General features: G+C 58.4%; 15 protein-coding genes and 1 pseudogene. 11 read left to right on the forward strand and 5 right to left on the reverse strand.

The window, feature by feature from the left end; translation table 11 throughout:
- Window positions 1-217 precede the first annotated feature (217 nt).
- Window positions 218-2,371, forward strand: a complete 2,154-nt coding sequence (locus J2J99_RS26030; RefSeq protein ID WP_168302395.1) for a ParB/RepB/Spo0J family partition protein — start codon at window positions 218-220, stop codon at window positions 2,369-2,371.
- A 116-nt stretch (window positions 2,372-2,487) separates the two neighbouring features.
- Window positions 2,488-3,678: a DUF932 domain-containing protein gene (locus J2J99_RS26035; RefSeq protein ID WP_168302396.1), complete on the forward strand. Its 1,191-nt coding sequence runs from the start codon at window positions 2,488-2,490 to the stop codon at window positions 3,676-3,678.
- A 408-nt stretch (window positions 3,679-4,086) separates the two neighbouring features.
- Here the strand turns inward: J2J99_RS26035 and J2J99_RS26040 are convergent, their stop codons facing one another.
- Complete coding sequence (locus J2J99_RS26040) at window positions 4,087-4,452, reverse strand: MarR family transcriptional regulator (RefSeq protein WP_168302397.1); 366 nt, start codon at window positions 4,450-4,452, stop codon at window positions 4,087-4,089.
- 101 nt (window positions 4,453-4,553) lie between these two features.
- Between J2J99_RS26040 and J2J99_RS26045 the strand changes: the two genes are divergently transcribed.
- Genes J2J99_RS26045 through J2J99_RS26070 form a run of 5 tightly spaced genes read left to right on the forward strand, consistent with a single transcriptional unit; the run spans window position 4,554 to window position 7,127 of the window.
- Window positions 4,554-5,093, forward strand: a complete 540-nt coding sequence (locus tag J2J99_RS26045) for a hypothetical protein (protein ID WP_168302398.1) — start codon at window positions 4,554-4,556, stop codon at window positions 5,091-5,093.
- Window positions 5,094-5,095: 2 nt separating this feature from the next.
- A complete protein-coding gene (locus J2J99_RS26050; RefSeq protein ID WP_168302399.1) occupies window positions 5,096-5,767 on the forward strand; it encodes a lysozyme family protein in 672 nt (223 codons plus the stop codon).
- Complete coding sequence (locus J2J99_RS26055) at window positions 5,764-6,063, forward strand: TrbC/VirB2 family protein (protein WP_168302400.1); 300 nt, start codon at window positions 5,764-5,766, stop codon at window positions 6,061-6,063. Before J2J99_RS26050 ends, J2J99_RS26055 begins: the two co-directional genes overlap by 4 nt.
- Before the next feature lie 5 nt (window positions 6,064-6,068).
- Window positions 6,069-6,416, forward strand: coding sequence for a VirB3 family type IV secretion system protein (locus tag J2J99_RS34185; protein ID WP_168302401.1), 348 nt, complete (start codon window positions 6,069-6,071; stop codon window positions 6,414-6,416).
- Window positions 6,417-6,455: 39 nt separating this feature from the next.
- Window positions 6,456-7,127, forward strand: coding sequence for a winged helix-turn-helix transcriptional regulator (locus tag J2J99_RS26070; RefSeq protein WP_168302402.1), 672 nt, complete (start codon window positions 6,456-6,458; stop codon window positions 7,125-7,127).
- Between the two features lie 40 nt (window positions 7,128-7,167).
- Here J2J99_RS26070 and J2J99_RS26075 read toward each other — a convergent pair.
- The 4 genes and pseudogenes from J2J99_RS26075 to J2J99_RS26090 form a co-directional block, all read right to left on the reverse strand.
- Window positions 7,168-7,401 (reverse strand): annotated as a pseudogene (locus tag J2J99_RS26075) (helix-turn-helix domain-containing protein); the annotation flags it as partial.
- 128 nt (window positions 7,402-7,529) lie between these two features.
- The gene (locus J2J99_RS26080; RefSeq protein WP_207600985.1) at window positions 7,530-8,531 is read right to left on the reverse strand and encodes an IS30 family transposase; all 1,002 of its coding nucleotides are present in this window, start codon (window positions 8,529-8,531) and stop codon (window positions 7,530-7,532) included.
- Between the two features lie 255 nt (window positions 8,532-8,786).
- Window positions 8,787-10,214, reverse strand: coding sequence for an ISNCY family transposase (locus J2J99_RS26085; RefSeq protein ID WP_168312671.1), 1,428 nt, complete (start codon window positions 10,212-10,214; stop codon window positions 8,787-8,789).
- Between the two features lie 329 nt (window positions 10,215-10,543).
- Entirely contained in the window at window positions 10,544-11,563 is a 1,020-nt protein-coding gene (locus tag J2J99_RS26090) for a LacI family DNA-binding transcriptional regulator (RefSeq protein WP_168302124.1), read from the reverse strand.
- A gap of 170 nt (window positions 11,564-11,733) precedes the next feature.
- Here J2J99_RS26090 and J2J99_RS26095 point away from each other — a divergent pair, with 170 nt between their 5' ends.
- The 4 genes from J2J99_RS26095 (at window position 11,734) to J2J99_RS26110 (ending at window position 15,925) form a co-directional block, all read left to right on the forward strand.
- On the forward strand, window positions 11,734-12,993 hold the full coding sequence (locus J2J99_RS26095) for an ABC transporter substrate-binding protein (RefSeq protein WP_168302123.1): 1,260 nt from the start codon (window positions 11,734-11,736) through the stop codon (window positions 12,991-12,993).
- A 68-nt stretch (window positions 12,994-13,061) separates the two neighbouring features.
- Window positions 13,062-13,943, forward strand: coding sequence for a carbohydrate ABC transporter permease (locus tag J2J99_RS26100; protein WP_168302122.1), 882 nt, complete (start codon window positions 13,062-13,064; stop codon window positions 13,941-13,943).
- Window positions 13,936-14,772: a carbohydrate ABC transporter permease gene (locus tag J2J99_RS26105; RefSeq protein WP_168302121.1), complete on the forward strand. Its 837-nt coding sequence runs from the start codon at window positions 13,936-13,938 to the stop codon at window positions 14,770-14,772. Before J2J99_RS26100 ends, J2J99_RS26105 begins: the two co-directional genes overlap by 8 nt.
- 10 nt (window positions 14,773-14,782) lie before the next feature.
- Window positions 14,783-15,925 (forward strand): ABC transporter ATP-binding protein, encoded by a 1,143-nt coding sequence (locus tag J2J99_RS26110; RefSeq protein ID WP_168302120.1) that lies wholly within the window; start codon window positions 14,783-14,785, stop codon window positions 15,923-15,925.
- The last annotated feature ends 98 nt before the right edge of the window (window positions 15,926-16,023 follow it).

The raw sequence follows: 16,023 nt of genomic DNA on the forward strand, positions 1-16,023 counted from the left end.
GTAGGAAGTCCGCCATGTCTCGATTGACGGTGAGGTCCACATCGCCGACATCAAGACGCCGAGCGGTACCGGCACTTCGGGCCGATAGAGATTCCACCTATGGACGGCAGGGAATTTCGCAAAGTCGAGGGCGCCGGAGAGGGAGAGGAGGGAGGGGATTTTCCGGCGGGTTTGGAAGGCTGGAGAAAGTCCGGCCTGCTCGTCACGGAGAAACGATATGGCACAGGCCAATGAGATAATTACGCTGAGTGTTGGACGTGACGTCCCTTTCAATAAACTCATCTTGAGCGAACAAAACGTGCGTCGGGTAAAGGCAGGCGTCTCGATCGAAGATCTCGCAGAGGACATAGCGCGCCGCGGATTGCTGACCAGCCTGAATGTTCGCGCTCAAGTCGATGATGACGGCTACGAGACCGGCTTTTATCGTATCCCGGCTGGCGGCCGGCGCTACCGTGCGCTTGAATTGCTCGTCTCACGCAAACGGCTCGCAAAGACCGCGGGCATTCCTTGTATCGTCAGCAGCGGCGAAACCCCCGAAGCTGAGGATTCTCTTGCCGAAAATGTCCGGCGCGTCGATCTTCATCCCCTTGACCAATACCGCGCTTTCCAGACACTGCGTGAGCAGGGCATCGGCGAAGAGGAAATCGCCGCCCGCTTCTTTGTCTCGGCGGCGATGGTCCGGCAACGTCTGCGTCTGGCATCGGTCTCGCCGCGGCTGCTTGAACTCTATGCCAACGAGGACATCAAGCTTGAACAGCTCATGGCCTTTTCCATCACCAACGACCATGCCCGGCAGGAGCAGGTCTGGGACACGATCTCGCGTCAGCAGGTCCGCGAACCCTATTATATCCGCAGACTTCTGACGGAAACGACGGTCCGCGCGAGCGATCGCCGCTCCGTGTATGTTGGGATCGATCCCTACGAAACCGCCGGCGGTTTTGTCATGCGCGACCTGTTCGAGCAGGACAACGGCGGATGGCTTCAGGATCCGGCCCTGCTCGAGCAATTGGCACTGGAGAAATTGACGGCAGACGCCGAGGCGCTCAAAGCTGCGGAAGGCTGGAAATGGGTCGAAGCTGCCTTCGACTTTCCTTACGGTCATATAGCGGGGCTCCGTCGTTTCTATGGCCACCAGGCCGAAATGACCGAGGAAGAGATCGCTCGGTACGGAGTGCTCAAGGCCGAATACGACGAACTTGACGCAACCCATGCCAAGGCCGAGGAGCCTTGCGAGGAGACTGAACATCGCCTGGAGGAACTCGGGAGCGAACTCGATCGGTTCAACGATCGGCCATATGTCTTCGATCCCCAGGACGTCGCCCGTGGCGGCGTGTTCGTCTCGCTCGACGCCGGCGGTGAACTGAGGGTCGAGCGCGGCTTTGTCCGACCGGAGGACGAACCAAAGCCTGAGACGGTGGAGACGGACGCCGCGATCTTCAGGAGCGACGTCGCCCGCGACGTGGCCGGATCATCATCGACCGGCGGGGTATCGATCTGCGGCCGGGCTATGGATGACCAGGCAGAGGAGGAAGATGATGTCATCCGCCCCTTGTCCGACCGCTTGGTTGTCGATCTGACGGCGACCCGCACTGTCGCCCTGCGCAATGCGCTCGCCAATAACCCAGCTGTGGCCTTCATTGCCGTGCTCCATGCCTTCGTCCTGAAAACCTTCTATCCATATTCCTCCGATACGTGCCTGGAACTGACGCTGCAAAGCGCCAGGTTCGGCCAGAGCGAAGGGTTGGCCGCCACCGTCTGGGTAAAGGAGATCGATCAGCGGCAGGAGGCATGGGGCCAGGACCTTCCGAAGGCGCCCGATGATCTTTGGGACTTTCTGATCGCGCTCGATGAGGTCAGCCGGCTGGCATTGTTTGCCCATTGCGCATCCCTTTCGCTGAATGCCGTGATCGAACCATGGAACAAGCGCACCCGCGCGATCGCTCATGCCGATCAGGTCGCCCGTTCGATGGGTTTCGACATGGTCGCCGCCGGTTGGACGCCGACAGTCGATGCCTATCTTGGACGCGTCAGCAAGGCGCATATTCTGCACGCCGTGCGGGAGGCGAAGGGCGAAGAGTCAGCTCATAGGATAGATCATCTGAAGAAGGCCGATATGGCGCGTGAAGCCGAGCGCCTGCTCGAGGGCAGCGGTTGGCTTCCTGAGCCGCTGAGGATGGCGATTAGAGAGGCATCGGCTGATATGCCCGAAACAGCAGTCGGTGATATCGCCCGCAACACCTGCGATCTGGGCGAAGCCGAGGCTTCCGATCTTGCGGCTTTTCTCGCGGAGGAAGTGAACGTCGACAAAGCGACAACGGAGCCGCACGACTCCTTTCAGGCGGAGCAGCAGCATTTCGATGCTGCCGAGTAGGCTTTAACCCGCCCAGTCAAGGTCCGGCCGGTATGCCGGGACTTCAATTCCGATCCACTCGCACGGTCCGGCTCCGTCAGGAGGCCGGATCGCTTTGGTTTCAAGGAGCTAATGTCATGGACACCATCACTTCCACATTGCAACCAGTATCCTCCGGCTTCAAGGTCGACATCTCGCGCGGTGAGCGCAATGGCCGCGTCTCGTCCGAATGGTTCTCTCGACCGGATGACGAGCGCTATCTTTCGCTCGGCGAACTCTTCGGGGCGGTCAAGTGCCGTGCGGAGCGCGCCCACGCCCGCACGGTGGAAAGTTCCTCGATCCGCCTCGAGGCCAGTCGGGACAATCCCGAGCGGCTCGAACTGATCGTGCCCGGCAATCAGCGACCGGTTGCGCCAACGCACTGGAGTTATGGTCAGCTATGCACACTGGTCGGGGCGCCTGCCACCTATATGCGCCAGCTTCCCGCGCCGCTTGCCGCGATCAATCTGCAACATGGCCTGCTCAGCCATCGCGCCGAGCTCGTTAAAACGCTGGAGATGGACGGCGGCCGCGTCGAGCTGCGCGCGGTGACCGGTCCGGAATACGGCAGGATCTGGGACCACGAACTCGTTTCTGCCGTGATGAAGATCGCCGGCAACGGAACCGGCGACACGATCTGGAAAGTGCCGGGTCTGCTCGACTGGGCGAGCATGACACATAACCCCTTCGTCGATATCTCCAAGGATACGACAACGCTCTACGCATCCGACCGCGATGTCTTCCTGTTCCTGGTCGATGATACCCATCCGATCGAGGCGGGGCGGCTGCCCAATGGTGAACCTGATCTCTTCTTTCGCGGCTTCTATGCGTGGAATTCGGAGGTGGGATCGAAAACGCTCGGCATCGCCTCCTTCTACCTGCGAGCCGTTTGCGCCAACCGCAACATCTGGGGCACGGAAAATTTTCAGGAGATCAGCATTCGACACAGCAAATTCGCCTCCGAGCGCTTCGCCCATGAAGCAACACCGGCGCTGGCAAGCTTTGCCAATTCCTCACCTGCAGCTTTCGTCGCAGGAATCCGGGCCGCGCGCGAGCGGATCGTCGCCCGCGACGATGAGGATCGCCAAACATTCCTGCGGCGGCGGGGCTTCTCGAAAAGTGAAACGGGCAAGATCATCGAGACGGTTCTGTCCGAAGAAGGCCGCCCGCCGGAATCGGTCTTCGACTTCGTTCAGGGGATCACCGCCCTGGCACGTGACAAGACCCATCAGGACGTCCGCCTCGAGCTGGAAGGCAAGGCGAGGAGGCTGCTCGAAAGTGCGGTTTGAGCACGCCTCCTAACGTGATGCCGCCGATCGGTCCGAGCCCGCTCGGCGGCATTGTCATTTCCACGAACAGCATCACCCCTTTCCAGGCTCCCGCGCGGTGATGACGACAGGGTGCGACAATATTCTCGGAAAAAAGGAACGCACGGGCGGGGGCAGTCGGTTCCGCCTCCCTGCCGGCCGCTATGCTGAGGCTCCTGCGGCTGCCCTTGTTCCGCCCTTAGCGTGGCGAGAATTCCCGAAATCCCGCCCTCGGCGGCGCTAATGCTGATTTCTCCGATACTCTTCATTGTCTGTGTGGAACCCGCCCGGGGGCGGGTTGCCCGAGCATCCCTTTTCTCCGCGTCAGCAGCACGAACAGGCCGCAATTGATTCGCCATCGCGGTTCCGTTGCTTTCGAAAAAAGTCAGTTTAATCCGATTTCTGGCCGACCCGGAACGAGCTCAGCTTGTTCAACAGATCCTCCGAGATCTCGAATTGCCGCGCCGTTCCCCTGCCCATGGAATTCTTCACCATCGTCTCGCTGAGCATTCCACGCTTCACCAGAAGGTCGACGGTCTCCTTCACGCCTGTTCGCGTCAATTCGGTAATTTCGATGATGTTCGAGAGGGTTAGCTTCTGATGCGCCTGGCTCATCGTGTAGAGGATCGTCATCATGCCAACCTGTTTCAGTCGCGCCTGCGGCGTTTCGTCCTCCAGCGGGTGATCGAGAATCTCATGGAGGATGAGCCCGGAGAAGGCAAGGTTCTGCCATTGCTGTTTAAGTGCGCTTGTCATGTCATTTAACTATGTTATATAAGGTAGTACGACGTTGAGAGGGAAGCCGTGCAAGTCTTCGCGAATGCGGTGGAACATCGTCGTGTCGAAGGAGCCTGTCCATGAAAAGCCTTCTGTTGACTTCATTTCTTGCGATCTGCTGCATGACGTCATCCTATCTTATTTCCGGCAGTAAAGCGCAAGCTGAAGATTGGGGATGCCAGGTTATCCTGTGCCTTTCCAATCCCGGCGGACCGACCCAATATGGCGAATGCCGGCCGCCGATCCATAAATTGTGGCGGGAGCTCGCCAAAGGGCATTCGTTCCCGACCTGCAGCGGTGTCGGTTTCCACAGCTCGCGGCCTGGTTACGAGCCCTATTATTGCGATGCTGGGTACAGGCTGACGGGAGGAGACGGTTCGCACGGAGCACAAGTGACCTGCGTGCCGACGTCCCCGCAACCGGTGAGCGATGCCCTTTGCTCGAATGATGCCGACGATTTCGGCACCCACAACAATTCGGTACTGTCACCACATTGGCAGCGTCAGGATGGGCGACGCCAGTGCATGGGCTATCCCATCATGCCCCCGAATGTCAGGCCGCAGCCGCACTATATCGACGTCACCATCGACGGCGCGACCACGCAAAGAGTGTGGTACTGACGATGGCCGCTGCGTTCATCGATATGGCGCAAGCCTGCGCGCCGATGGTGAAGATCGAGACGCTGGCAGCCGTCGTCAGCCTTGAGAGCGGCTTTCAGCCTCTCGCCATTCGCGTCAACAGCGGCCCGCCACTTGCCGACCAGCCCGCTTCGAAAGCCGAGGCGATCGAGGAGGCCACTTCTCTGCTTGCCGATCGCAGGGATATCCAGCTCGGCCTTGGCGGTCTTGGGATGGAGGCGCTTCATAAACTCGATCTGTCCCTCGCCGACGCCTTCGATCCTTGCCTGAGCCTCAAGGCCACGGCGACGCTTCTGGACGGATATTATCGTGAGGCTCTCCGCGCAAGAGACGATCCGGCTCGAGCCGAGACGATAATGCTCCGCTCCTATTATGGTCGTGATGATCCATCCGTTGGTGCAATAGTCCGGTATGACGAGCAGGTGCGTCAGGAAATAAGGCGGCTATCGCCAATGCTGGCCTCGCTCACCATCGCGGAGCCCCGCGACCAGGCAGGGTCTGGCGAGCGCTCGCAAAATGAGGCGGGGCAAGCGCCTCCGGAACAACTCTCCCACGCAGTCCAAACCGCTGAGGCCGCATCCTGGGACGTTTTCAATGCCCGACGGCAATCCTCGGTTCTCGTTTTCCAAAATGATCGATCGGAGCAAAGTGAATGATCTTCAAAGCCCGCCTTCGCCCCCTCGCCGCATCCACACTCATGGCGACCGCCATCGTCGCCTGTATGGTCGAGCCGGCCTTTGCCCAGGCCGCCGGTATCGAAACCGTGCTGCAGAACATCGTTGACATGCTGACCGGCAATATCGCCCGCCTCCTGGCGGTCATCGCCGTCATCATCATCTGCATCGCCTGGATGTTTGGCTATATGGATCTGCGTCGGGCCGGCTTCTGGATCATCGGTATCGGCGGAATTTTTGGCGCCACCGAGCTGGTCAACACCATCGTCGGGAGCTGAGCGCCATGGCGAACACCCCGAGCCTCGAAGACGATACGCTGTTTCTCGCCTGCACTCGCCCGGCAATAATCGCCGGCGTGACCATGGAGGCGATGGGCGTCAACATCATGCTGACGACCATCCTCTACATCACCGTGGGATCGATCGCCTATGCGCTCACCGGCATCGTTTTCCATTTCCTGTTTCGCGCCCTCGTCAAGCACGATCACAATATGCTCACGCGTATTCCGACCGGTCGGCTTGGTGATCCTGACGATGTCGCTGCAGTGATCATGTTCCTGGCATCGAAAGATGCCGGGTTCGTCAACGGAGCCATCATCGATGTCAACGGCGGCGAGTTCGCGCCGAGTTGAGGACCGGCGATTTTTCGAACGACAATAGGGGCGATCGACGTGTCTCCTGTCATTCTGGTTTGCTCGCAAGACGTTGAGCTTTATCTGCTGCTTGCACATATTCTTCGCAGCGAAGGCTTCGAAGCTCGGCTTGCTTCAACTGACGACGATGCGGTGGGCGCGTGCACGCCGACAGAAATCGCCGCGGTCCTCCTGGATTGTGCAGGCTGGCCGAGCGATGTTGCCCGGCTATGTGCACTGTTGAAGGACGCCGGGATTTCCGTCGGTGCGCTGATCAGCGGGGACATGCGCGAACAGCATTTGCAGCTGATTAAGGCGGGGCTCGACGAAGGCATCATTAGGCCTCTCTCGCCGTCAAAGCTTCTTGGCTTTTTACATGGAATAAAGCCGCGGTCGGAAGCTCTGGCCCGGCCAGCTTCGGCTGTCCGCGCTGGGTTCGTTTTCGAGCAGCGCGCTGTCGTCGTCGGGGGAAAGAGAATAAGCCTCACGCCTATGGAGGCGAGAATCCTTGAGTTCTTGATGGAAAGGCAATGGCAAATCACGACCCGCGAGCAACTCATTGAGGCCGTCTGGCCAAATCCGCACGCAGTGGAGAGTCGGACCGTCGACGTGCATATCGGCCGGCTGCGAAAAGCGTTTGCTGGCTTCACAAATCTACAGGTCCGCACTGTGTACGGCGCAGGTTACGCTCTTGAATATCACGAGTCTTGAAGGCTCATCTCGTGTAGCAACGGTCGCCTCGCTTTTGCGCCACCGCGTAATCCCGAGCACCATCGCTGATCCGGTTGTTCGACGGCCGGCCGATCGCCTTGTGCCGGATCGATGCCGCGCCAGTCGTTCTGATGCAATCCAACAGCCGCCGTACCTGGCGCTCGCTCAGAGCAAGCACATGCGCCGCCGACACCATCGTCATCCGGCCCGCTATCACATTCGACAAAACCTCGATCCGCTGCAGATCACGCTCGCTCATCGCAACCAGTCCCATCCGCTTGTCTCCCACGTCATCAAACGCGGGGAGAGTGACATTCCAACTTTGCAGAAACAGGACACTTTAACTTTGCCTACTGGAGAAGCTAACCCAAGTGCATCATGCCTGTCTTCAAGGGTAGGGGATCACGCCTGATCCTGCAAATGCTCCATGAACACCTCGGCCGGCGTCTTGTAGCCAAGGCATTTACGGGGTTGGTCGTTCAGATGACGTGCGAGTTGGATCAGGTCGCGTTGTGACACGGCGGCGAGATCTGTAGCTCCAGGCATGAAGCGGCGAATGCGCTTGTTGGCGTTTTCCACGGCGCCCTTTTGCCAAGGCGCACTTGGGTCGCAGAACCAGCTATGCGCGCCGATCCCTTCTTCCAAAGCCCGGAATCCGGCAAACTCGGTACCGTGATCAAACGTGAAGCTCTGACGCGCAAAGGCCGGCAAAGGCGAAAAAGTTCTGATGATCTTGTCCATGATCGGGCGAGAATGCCGGCTTGGATTCTTGATGAGAACGGTGTAGCGGCTCTTGCGCTCGACGAGGGACGTGACATTGGCATGGCCGAGTGGACGCTCAAAGATGAGGAGGTCGCCCTCCCAATGCCCAAACTGCGATCTATCTCCAATAAAATCAGGACGTTGGGATATGCGGTGCGAGGCTGGAAACACACCGTCGCGCGGCTTCCTGGAGCGCAGTGGACGACGTTTGCGACGCGCTTCCGGTAGATACTGATAGAGGCCAAGCCCGTAATCTTCCTTGCTGTAAATGAAGCGGTAGATTGTCTCTTTACAGACGCGGACGAGGCTGCGCCCCTCCAACAACAGGCGCCCGGCAATCTGCTCCGGAGACCAGCGTGCCTCCAACTGGGTGATGATCTCCGTGCGTAAATTCGGGTGCCGCCGCAGCTTTCTCAGCCGGCGTCGCCGGTCCTTGGAGATATCGTGAGCTACCGTGCTGTAGTAGCCGTCGTAGTCCGGCAGTTCACGATCGCGGAACGTGTTGCGCTTGATCTCGCGGTAAATCGTCGAACGATGGCGGCCAAGCTGACGGGCCATTTCGTTGATGGGAACTTTTGCCGCCACCAGCTGATGTAGGCGTCGTCGGTCGGCGAGAGCAAGCTGCGTATAGCATCGGGACATGCCAAAATCTCCAAAGTGAAGCCGTTGAAATCATTGGCATGTCGCACTTGGAAATAGAATGTACCCCGCTACAACCCGTGTCAAAGCTGATTAGATGCGCAACGCTGTCAGCCATTTAGAAATGCGACACTCGGCATGTCCACTTGCGCTGAGGCAAGCCCCCGACCGGACCGGCTGGGCCGGGTTGCAAGGGAAGGGAGGGGGCGGGTGAGGAGCACCCCTTCGGCTTTAGCTTTGAGACTATGAGTGCCCGATTTATTCCGCTGCCTCCAGCCGTGCCAGCGCCTTCTGCCTTTTTGCGATGACCTCCGGATCATTCATGAAGTCCGTCCGCCGGCCAGGCTTGCGGCCACGCTTCTGATAACCATTGCCCTGGCTGCCATCGGGAATACCGAACATATGATCCGTCTGGCCGGTGCGGCGAGGGCCGCTCTTGCTGCGTTGCTGTTCCCGCCCAGCCTGCAGCTCGGCGACGATGGAAAGCATGTCGTCGAGACGCTTGTTCTCGACAACCTCTGCCCGGTGGACCGACCGCAATGTATCGAAGGTTCTGTAGGGCAGGGTGAAGCTCTCGTGCATGATCTCGAGGCGGCCGTCCGGGTAGTCGCAGACAACGACCTTCTTACCCGCCAATGGCCTGGAAATCTCGGTCGGATCGAGAATGAACAAGACCTTGTCGTAACGGAGCGTCAGCGACTGCGACAGTGTGCGGACTTCCTTCCGGCACATGGCGCCATCGAGATTCTCATGGTCGGCCAGCGGTCGGTGCATGTCCTTCGGATTGCGCGGTTGCTTGCCGAACCGCGAATTGAAATCCGCAATGAACTCAGGCGCATAGGCATTGGCAGCTTCGATCGTATCGATGCCGCGAAGCCGCATCTCCTTGACCAGCCGATCCTGCAATGTCTGGTTGGCGCGTTCCACACGGCCCTTGGCTTGCGGAGTGTTGGCACAGATAATGTCGATGTTCAGCTCATAAAGCGCACGACCAAACTGCGTCAGGCCGCTCGTCCGGTCCTTCTCCGACGCATGGGTCGAACGAAAAACACCATGCTTGTCGCTATAGAAAGCCAGCGGTTTGCCCCATTGCTGCAGATAGGCTTTCGTCGCATGCAGATAATCGAACGTGTTCTCCGATCCGGCAAAGCGAAGATGTAACAGCTTGCCAGTGGCGTCATCGATATAGACGAGCAGGGCGCATTTGGGGCCGCGGTTCTCGAACCACCAGTGATGCGAACCATCGATCTGCACCAGTTCGCCAAAGCAGTCGCGCCGGCCGCGTGGCTGGAAAACCCGCTTCTTGCGCTCGCGACGCGAGATCCAGATGCCGGCCTCGGTCATCCATTGCCGCAGCGTCTCCTTGGCGACCGAAATATGATGCAGTTCGATCAGCTTCTCGCGAGCCAGCGTCGGACCGAAATCCAGATAGCGCTCCCGGATGAGATCCAGCGCCGCATTGCGAAACTCCTCGCTGTGGCGCCGGTTGCTCGGTTGTGATCGCTTCTTGGAAACAAGGCCGGCTGGACCATTCCGGTCATAAGCCTGCAGCAGCCGATGGACCTGACTTCGACTGAGGTCGAGCAGTTCGGCAGCCTGGACAACGCTCAGGCGTTCGTCACGGATCTTCTGGATGACTTCGAGGCGATGCAACTCTTTCTGCGACATGGTGATCATAAAGGACATGACGACTCCGACCGCTCATGGTCTCGACCAGGCTGAAGATCGTCATCCTTGCTCCCAACATTGGCTTTGACCAGTGCGTCGAGAGGCGAGACTGTCGCATCTCTAACTGGCCCAACTGTCGCATTACTAAATAGCCCCTACAACCCGATGCGGCGTAAGGTATGTTATGGAACTTGGTTAGCCGAGCGGCCTGGTGGTCCAGTTTCTATCTGCCTGAAGACGTGCTAAGTGCTGCCAAATCTCCACGACTACCCCCTGCCTGGCCACCTACGCGCTGGAAAACGCCGCATTGATGGCTGATCTGAGCGCGCCTGCCGCTTGAGGTCAGACTATACGGATTGCACCGACGTTCGCTCGACCAGTTTACAGGGCATAACGCGCCTGCTCGGACGAGCCTTGTTTCCCGCAACTACGCTATTCAACAAATCCGCCCCTTCCAGACCTAAAGCGTAATAGGGCAAGGCCGCTGTCGTCAGTTCCGGCTTCAGCGCTAGGGAAACCGTCCGAAAATCGTCAAAGCCGACAATACTGACATCCTCAGGGATGCGCAGACCCAGCGCCATTGTTGCTATGTAGACTTGAATCGTCATTTCGTCATTGCCGCTCATGATTGCAGTCGGTCGATCCTTTTGTTGCAGCATCTCAGTCGCAGCGGCAAAAACGTAGTTCTTCTCCGCTCCAACCGGCCCTTCCATGCCCAGACGGATGCTCAGGTCGCTCTCAGCAAGGCCAAACTCTGCAGCGGTTTTACGGAAGGCATCGAGGCGCAGCTGAGCACCCAACAAGATGGGATTGAGCCTGATATAGCCGATCTTTCGATGGCCACGGTCAAGCAGATAACGGGTAAGATCCTGCGCGCCTTGGTAGTCATCCGGCTCAATCGACGGCAACAGTTCGTTCGTCTGAGGCCTGCAGTTGATCATTACCGTCGGAATCCGGACGTCGCCTGCCTCAGGATCCACGGTGCGACGATACATTGTCACATAAAGAACCCCGTCGATCCGATGGGACTGGAACATTTTCCAGATTTCAGCCTCTCTTTTGGACGAGCCACCTGTATTCGCCATGAGGATGGTCTTCCCGTTCGCATTGGCCCAATCCTGTATTCCTCGCACGATGTCGACCGAATAGGGCGTGGTAGACACATAATCTGTGATGATGCCGAAGGTGTTGGAGCGGCTCGACCGTATGAGGCGCGCAGCCATGTTGGGGATATAGCCAAGATCCCGAATAGCCTTCTCCACCCGCTCCCGTGTTTCCTCCGTCACGTAGGGCTCGCCGTTAATCACTCGAGAGACTGTCTTATTCGAAACCCCGGCCGCCTTCGCGACGCTGATAATGCTGACCATGTCTCGCCGATCTCCTTGCTGGCAACCGTTCTAAACCAGTTAGCTGACAACGTCGACATATTTCTATGACAACGTCGACAATGTGTGTTGACAACGTCGTCATATGGAGACTATGGTCCAAGAAAGCAATGGCGCTGTTGCAAGCGCCCCAGCGAGCAAGGGAGGAATCAATGAGAAATCTGCTTGGTGCCAGCGCGCTTGCGCTCATCTTCATGGCGGTCGCGGCGAAGGCCGAAACCATCAACCTTCTTGTCGAAGGCGGCGGCGAGATGCTGCAGAAGGCGGTGGCAGAAAAGTTCACCAGAGAAACCGGCATTGAGGTCAAATTCACTGTCGTTCCCTATCAGGGCGTGTTCGACAAGTTTTCTGCCGAGATCGCCTCCGGCTCGTCGGCATTCGATGTCGTGACGATCGACGTGGTCTGGAACGCGAAGTTCGCGAACCACGTGGAGGATCTCTCACCGCTCTTTACCGACGCGGTGCGCAAGGATCTGCCGCCGGCTTTGCTTGCCGACGCAAAGGCTGGCGACAAAATGATCGGAATGCCCGCATGGGCGAATGCGGAGATCGTCTTCTATCGCAAGGACCTCTTCGATAAGCCCGAGGAAAAGGAAGCTTTCCAGGCTAAGTACGGGTATCCCCTCGCGCCGCCGAAAACCTGGCAGCAATGGCGTGACATGGCGAAATTTTTCACGCGCGACACTGACGGCGACGGCAAGGTCGATTTCTGGGGTACTGACACCATCGGCACCTTCTCGGAAGAATGGATGGCGCATGTGCTGCAGGCGGGCTCGCCCGGTGTGATCCTTGACAAGGATGGCAATGTCATCATCGACAACGAGGCGCACAAGAAGGCTCTCGAGTTCTATATCGCGCCGCACTGCGCCGACCATTCGGTTCCTGAAAACGTCAACGAAATCGGCTGGGGCGAGGCGCAAAATCTGTTCTATCAGGGCAAGACAGCGATGATGAAATTCTGGGCGCACGCTTACAAGATGACGCCTGAGGATTCCAAGGTCAGCGGCAAAGTCGGCGTCGCTCCGATGTTGGCCGGTGATGCAGGCATCGCCGCCATTCCGGGTCCTTGGTACAATGTCATTCCTTCGGCATCCCAGCATAAGGATGCGGCGAAAAAGTTCATCGCTTTCGCGATCGCCAACAATGGATTAGGCATCGAAGCCAAGCTCGGCCTTGCCGCGACCAACTCGGCCTATAACAGCTACGTCGGCAAATCCGGCTATGAGCATTTCAAGCCGCTGCTTGAAACGTTGAGCGCGCCGGCAACCCAAGGCCGACCGATAAACGAAAAATATCAGGAAATCATCGACGAGGCTGTCTTGCCGGCCGTGCAGCAGGCGCTGACGTGCAAGGCCGACGTGGGAGGAGTGCTCACGGAAGCCAAGGAAACGATCGAGGATATCCTTAACTAGTCCGACTTTTCCTCAATATCGCGGGAGGTTCGTTGTCACTCCCGCGCCATCAGCCTTCGGAGGCGAACATGTCGGATGAAGACCGATTTGTGCTCTGCATGCTCGCGCCCGCGGTTGCGATCCTCGGCTTGTTGGTCGCCTACCCCGTGGGACTGCTGATCTTCGATTCCTTCTTCAAGGTCGAAACGATCACGCCTCACATCCGCGAATGGGTTGGAGTGCAAAATTATGTCGATGCCTTGACCTCGAAGCGCGTTGCGGAAAGCGCTTTGCGGACGCTTCAGTATTCGGTCTTCGCACTCTTCTTCGAGTTCACCTTCGGCTTCTGCGCCGCACTGTTGTTCTCGGCCATGGTGGGCCAATCGCGCTGGCACCGCACAATCTTTGCTCTGCCGCTGATGGTGCCGCCGATCGTCGCCGGCCTGCTATGGCGGTTCCTGCTGGTCGGCAATATCGGCATCCTGAATTACGGGCTGGTTCGCCTGGGGTTGATCAGCGACCCCAACGAGATTGCGTGGCTCTCCAGCGAGAATATCGTCATATATTCAGTATCCTTCGCCGACATATGGCTGACGACCTCCTTTGTCGCGCTCATCTCCTATGCCGGGTTGACGAACATCCCCAGGGACCTTCTCGAGGCGGCCCGGATCGATGGGGCGAACGCGCTCAAGCGGTTCTGGCATGTCACCCTGCCGCTGATGCGGCCGGTCATTGCCGTCGTGGTCATCGTGCGGGGCGTGGACGCCGCCAAGACGTTCGATCTGATCTGGATCCAGACGCAGGGCGGTCCCCGCCATGCCTCGGAAGTGTTCTCGATGAACATCTATCAGCGCATGGTTCGGTTTGGCGATCTCGGCGAGGCATCCGCATCCGGCACGCTCTTCCTCCTCGTCATGATGCTTCTGGCCGGCATCGCCTATTGGAAGATATGGAGGCCCGCCCATGCATAGAGCGCCTCGCCTCAATACCAGCGGAGTCCTGATCAACGCCGCGGCCTTAGTGATCGTGCTGTCCTACGCGCTCCCTTACATCTATTTGCTGATGACCTCGATCAAGCCGGCGGCAGACGTCCAGCAGATTCCGCCGAGCTTCTTTCCCGCTGTCATATCGTTCGAGAATTTTCGGGAAGTCTTACAATCGTCGACGCTGCCGAAGGCTTTCGTCAACTCCCTCACGGTAGCGGTGCTGACGACTGCGCTCTCGCTGCTGGTGGCGGTGCCGGCCGCCTACGTTGCCACTCAGTATCGCCGCCGGATCACGACACTTTTCCTGCTCTTTGCTTTGGTCACCCGCATGGTGCCGTCGGTGTCGCTGGGCGTGCCGCTGTTCCAACTTTTGAAGTCCATGGCTCTGCTTGACAGCATTCCAGGGCTGATTCTCGCACACACTTCGGCGGCTGTGCCACTGGCGCTATTGCTGATGTCGGCATTTTTCGAAGGTGTGCCCAAGGAACTCGAAGAAGCTGCCCGCATGGATGGCTGCACACGATTCCAAGCCTTTCGGAAAATCATTCTTCCTGTGATGATCGGCGGAATTGCCGTCACTGCGCTCTTCACCTTCATCACCAGCTGGAACGAATTCCTCTATGCATTGCTGCTGACGTCGGAAGCGACCAAGACGGCACCTATCGTTATTGCCGAATACAATTCGGTCTACGGGCTTGCGTGGGGCGCGATGACGGCCGCCGCGGTGCTCTATTCGCTGCCCGTCATCATCGTAACGCTCGCACTTCAAAAACAGATCGTCGGCGGACTGACGTTCGGCGCTGTGAAGGGATGAGGAGACCAGCATGGCCGGTGTAGAACTGCGCAATATCAACAAGATCTACGGAAACAGCTTTCACGCTTTGCATGATCTCAACTTCGACATCAAGGACGGTGAGTTCATGGTGTTTGTCGGTCCCTCGGGATGTGGGAAGTCGACAGCACTCAGAATGATCGCAGGCCTGGAGAGCATTTCCGGCGGTGAACTCAAGATCGGAGACCAGATCGTAAACGACGTAGATCCCAAAGACCGCGACATTGCCATGGTCTTCCAATCCTACGCGCTCTATCCGCATAAGACGGTGCGCGAAAACATCGCCTTTCCCTTGCTGATGGCCGGACTGCCCAAGGCTGAGATCGACAGCCGAGTGAACGAGGCGGCGCGCATTCTCGAACTGACGACACTGCTCGACCGTAAGCCGGCACTGCTCTCCGGCGGGCAGCGCCAGCGCGTTGCCATGGGACGAGCGATCGTCCGCAAGCCGGCAGCCTTCCTGATGGATGAACCATTGTCGAACCTCGATGCCAAGCTGCGCGTGCAGATGCGGGCCGAGATTGCCAGCCTGCAAAGAAAATTGAATGTCACCACGATCTATGTGACCCACGACCAGGTCGAGGCGATGACGATGGGTGATCGCGTCGCTGTCATGAAAGGCGGCGTGCTGCAGCAAGTCGACACGCCGCAAAACCTGTACGACCGCCCTGACAACGTCTTTGTTGCCGCCTTTATCGGATCGCCCTCGATGAACTTGTACGAGGCCGTTCTGAATGGCAGGACTCTGACCCTGGGCAGCAACAGTTTTGAAATCCCTGGCCGGGTTTTCGAATATCGCCCCTCGCTCAAAGGTGCGTCCAACCGTCGGGTCATCGTCGGTATCCGGCCGGAGCACATGAACGACGCCGCAATCCGACCTTCTTCGGCCGAGATCTCGGTCTCGGTCACTCTTGTCGAGGCGCTGGGTTCTGAATCCATGGTGCATGTGAATATCGACGCACCTTGGGTGGATGCCGGCGATCCGGATGCCATCGCCGACATCGGCAACGATAAAACTGCTGTCGCCCGGTTCTCTCCGAAGAGCACAGTCCGCGCCGGTGACATCGCGCGCCTCGCTGTCGATGCAGAAGAACTTCACTTCTTTAGACCGGACACCCGCACCAGCATCTGGTGATCAAACATAGAGCTGCTTGAACGCATTTGCCCAGGCGCCCAGCGAGCATCAAGCCAATCAAGGACATCATTACTCTCGCTGTGGAGTGAGAAATGTCC

Source organism: Rhizobium binae (assembly GCF_017357225.1).
In the GTDB taxonomy this organism is placed as follows: Bacteria; Pseudomonadota; Alphaproteobacteria; order Rhizobiales; family Rhizobiaceae; genus Rhizobium; species Rhizobium binae.

Excerpts from the sequence above, each read along its gene's own strand:
- J2J99_RS26035 (WP_168302396.1), top strand. The coding sequence starts at position 2,488 with ATGGACACCATCACTTCCACATTGCAACCAGTATCCTCCGGCTTCAAG.
- J2J99_RS26105 (WP_168302121.1), top strand. The coding sequence starts at position 13,936 with ATGCATAGAGCGCCTCGCCTCAATACCAGCGGAGTCCTGATCAACGCC.
- J2J99_RS26050 (WP_168302399.1), top strand. The coding sequence starts at position 5,096 with ATGGCCGCTGCGTTCATCGATATGGCGCAAGCCTGCGCGCCGATGGTG.
- J2J99_RS26055 (WP_168302400.1), top strand. The coding sequence starts at position 5,764 with ATGATCTTCAAAGCCCGCCTTCGCCCCCTCGCCGCATCCACACTCATG.
- J2J99_RS34185 (WP_168302401.1), top strand. The coding sequence starts at position 6,069 with ATGGCGAACACCCCGAGCCTCGAAGACGATACGCTGTTTCTCGCCTGC.
- J2J99_RS26095 (WP_168302123.1), top strand. The coding sequence starts at position 11,734 with ATGAGAAATCTGCTTGGTGCCAGCGCGCTTGCGCTCATCTTCATGGCG.
- J2J99_RS26090 (WP_168302124.1), bottom strand. The coding sequence starts at position 11,563 with ATGGTCAGCATTATCAGCGTCGCGAAGGCGGCCGGGGTTTCGAATAAG.
- J2J99_RS26045 (WP_168302398.1), top strand. The coding sequence starts at position 4,554 with ATGAAAAGCCTTCTGTTGACTTCATTTCTTGCGATCTGCTGCATGACG.
- J2J99_RS26110 (WP_168302120.1), top strand. The coding sequence starts at position 14,783 with ATGGCCGGTGTAGAACTGCGCAATATCAACAAGATCTACGGAAACAGC.
- J2J99_RS26085 (WP_168312671.1), bottom strand. The coding sequence starts at position 10,214 with ATGTCCTTTATGATCACCATGTCGCAGAAAGAGTTGCATCGCCTCGAA.
- J2J99_RS26030 (WP_168302395.1), top strand. The coding sequence starts at position 218 with ATGGCACAGGCCAATGAGATAATTACGCTGAGTGTTGGACGTGACGTC.
- J2J99_RS26080 (WP_207600985.1), bottom strand. The coding sequence starts at position 8,531 with ATGTCCCGATGCTATACGCAGCTTGCTCTCGCCGACCGACGACGCCTA.
- J2J99_RS26040 (WP_168302397.1), bottom strand. The coding sequence starts at position 4,452 with ATGACAAGCGCACTTAAACAGCAATGGCAGAACCTTGCCTTCTCCGGG.
- J2J99_RS26100 (WP_168302122.1), top strand. The coding sequence starts at position 13,062 with ATGTCGGATGAAGACCGATTTGTGCTCTGCATGCTCGCGCCCGCGGTT.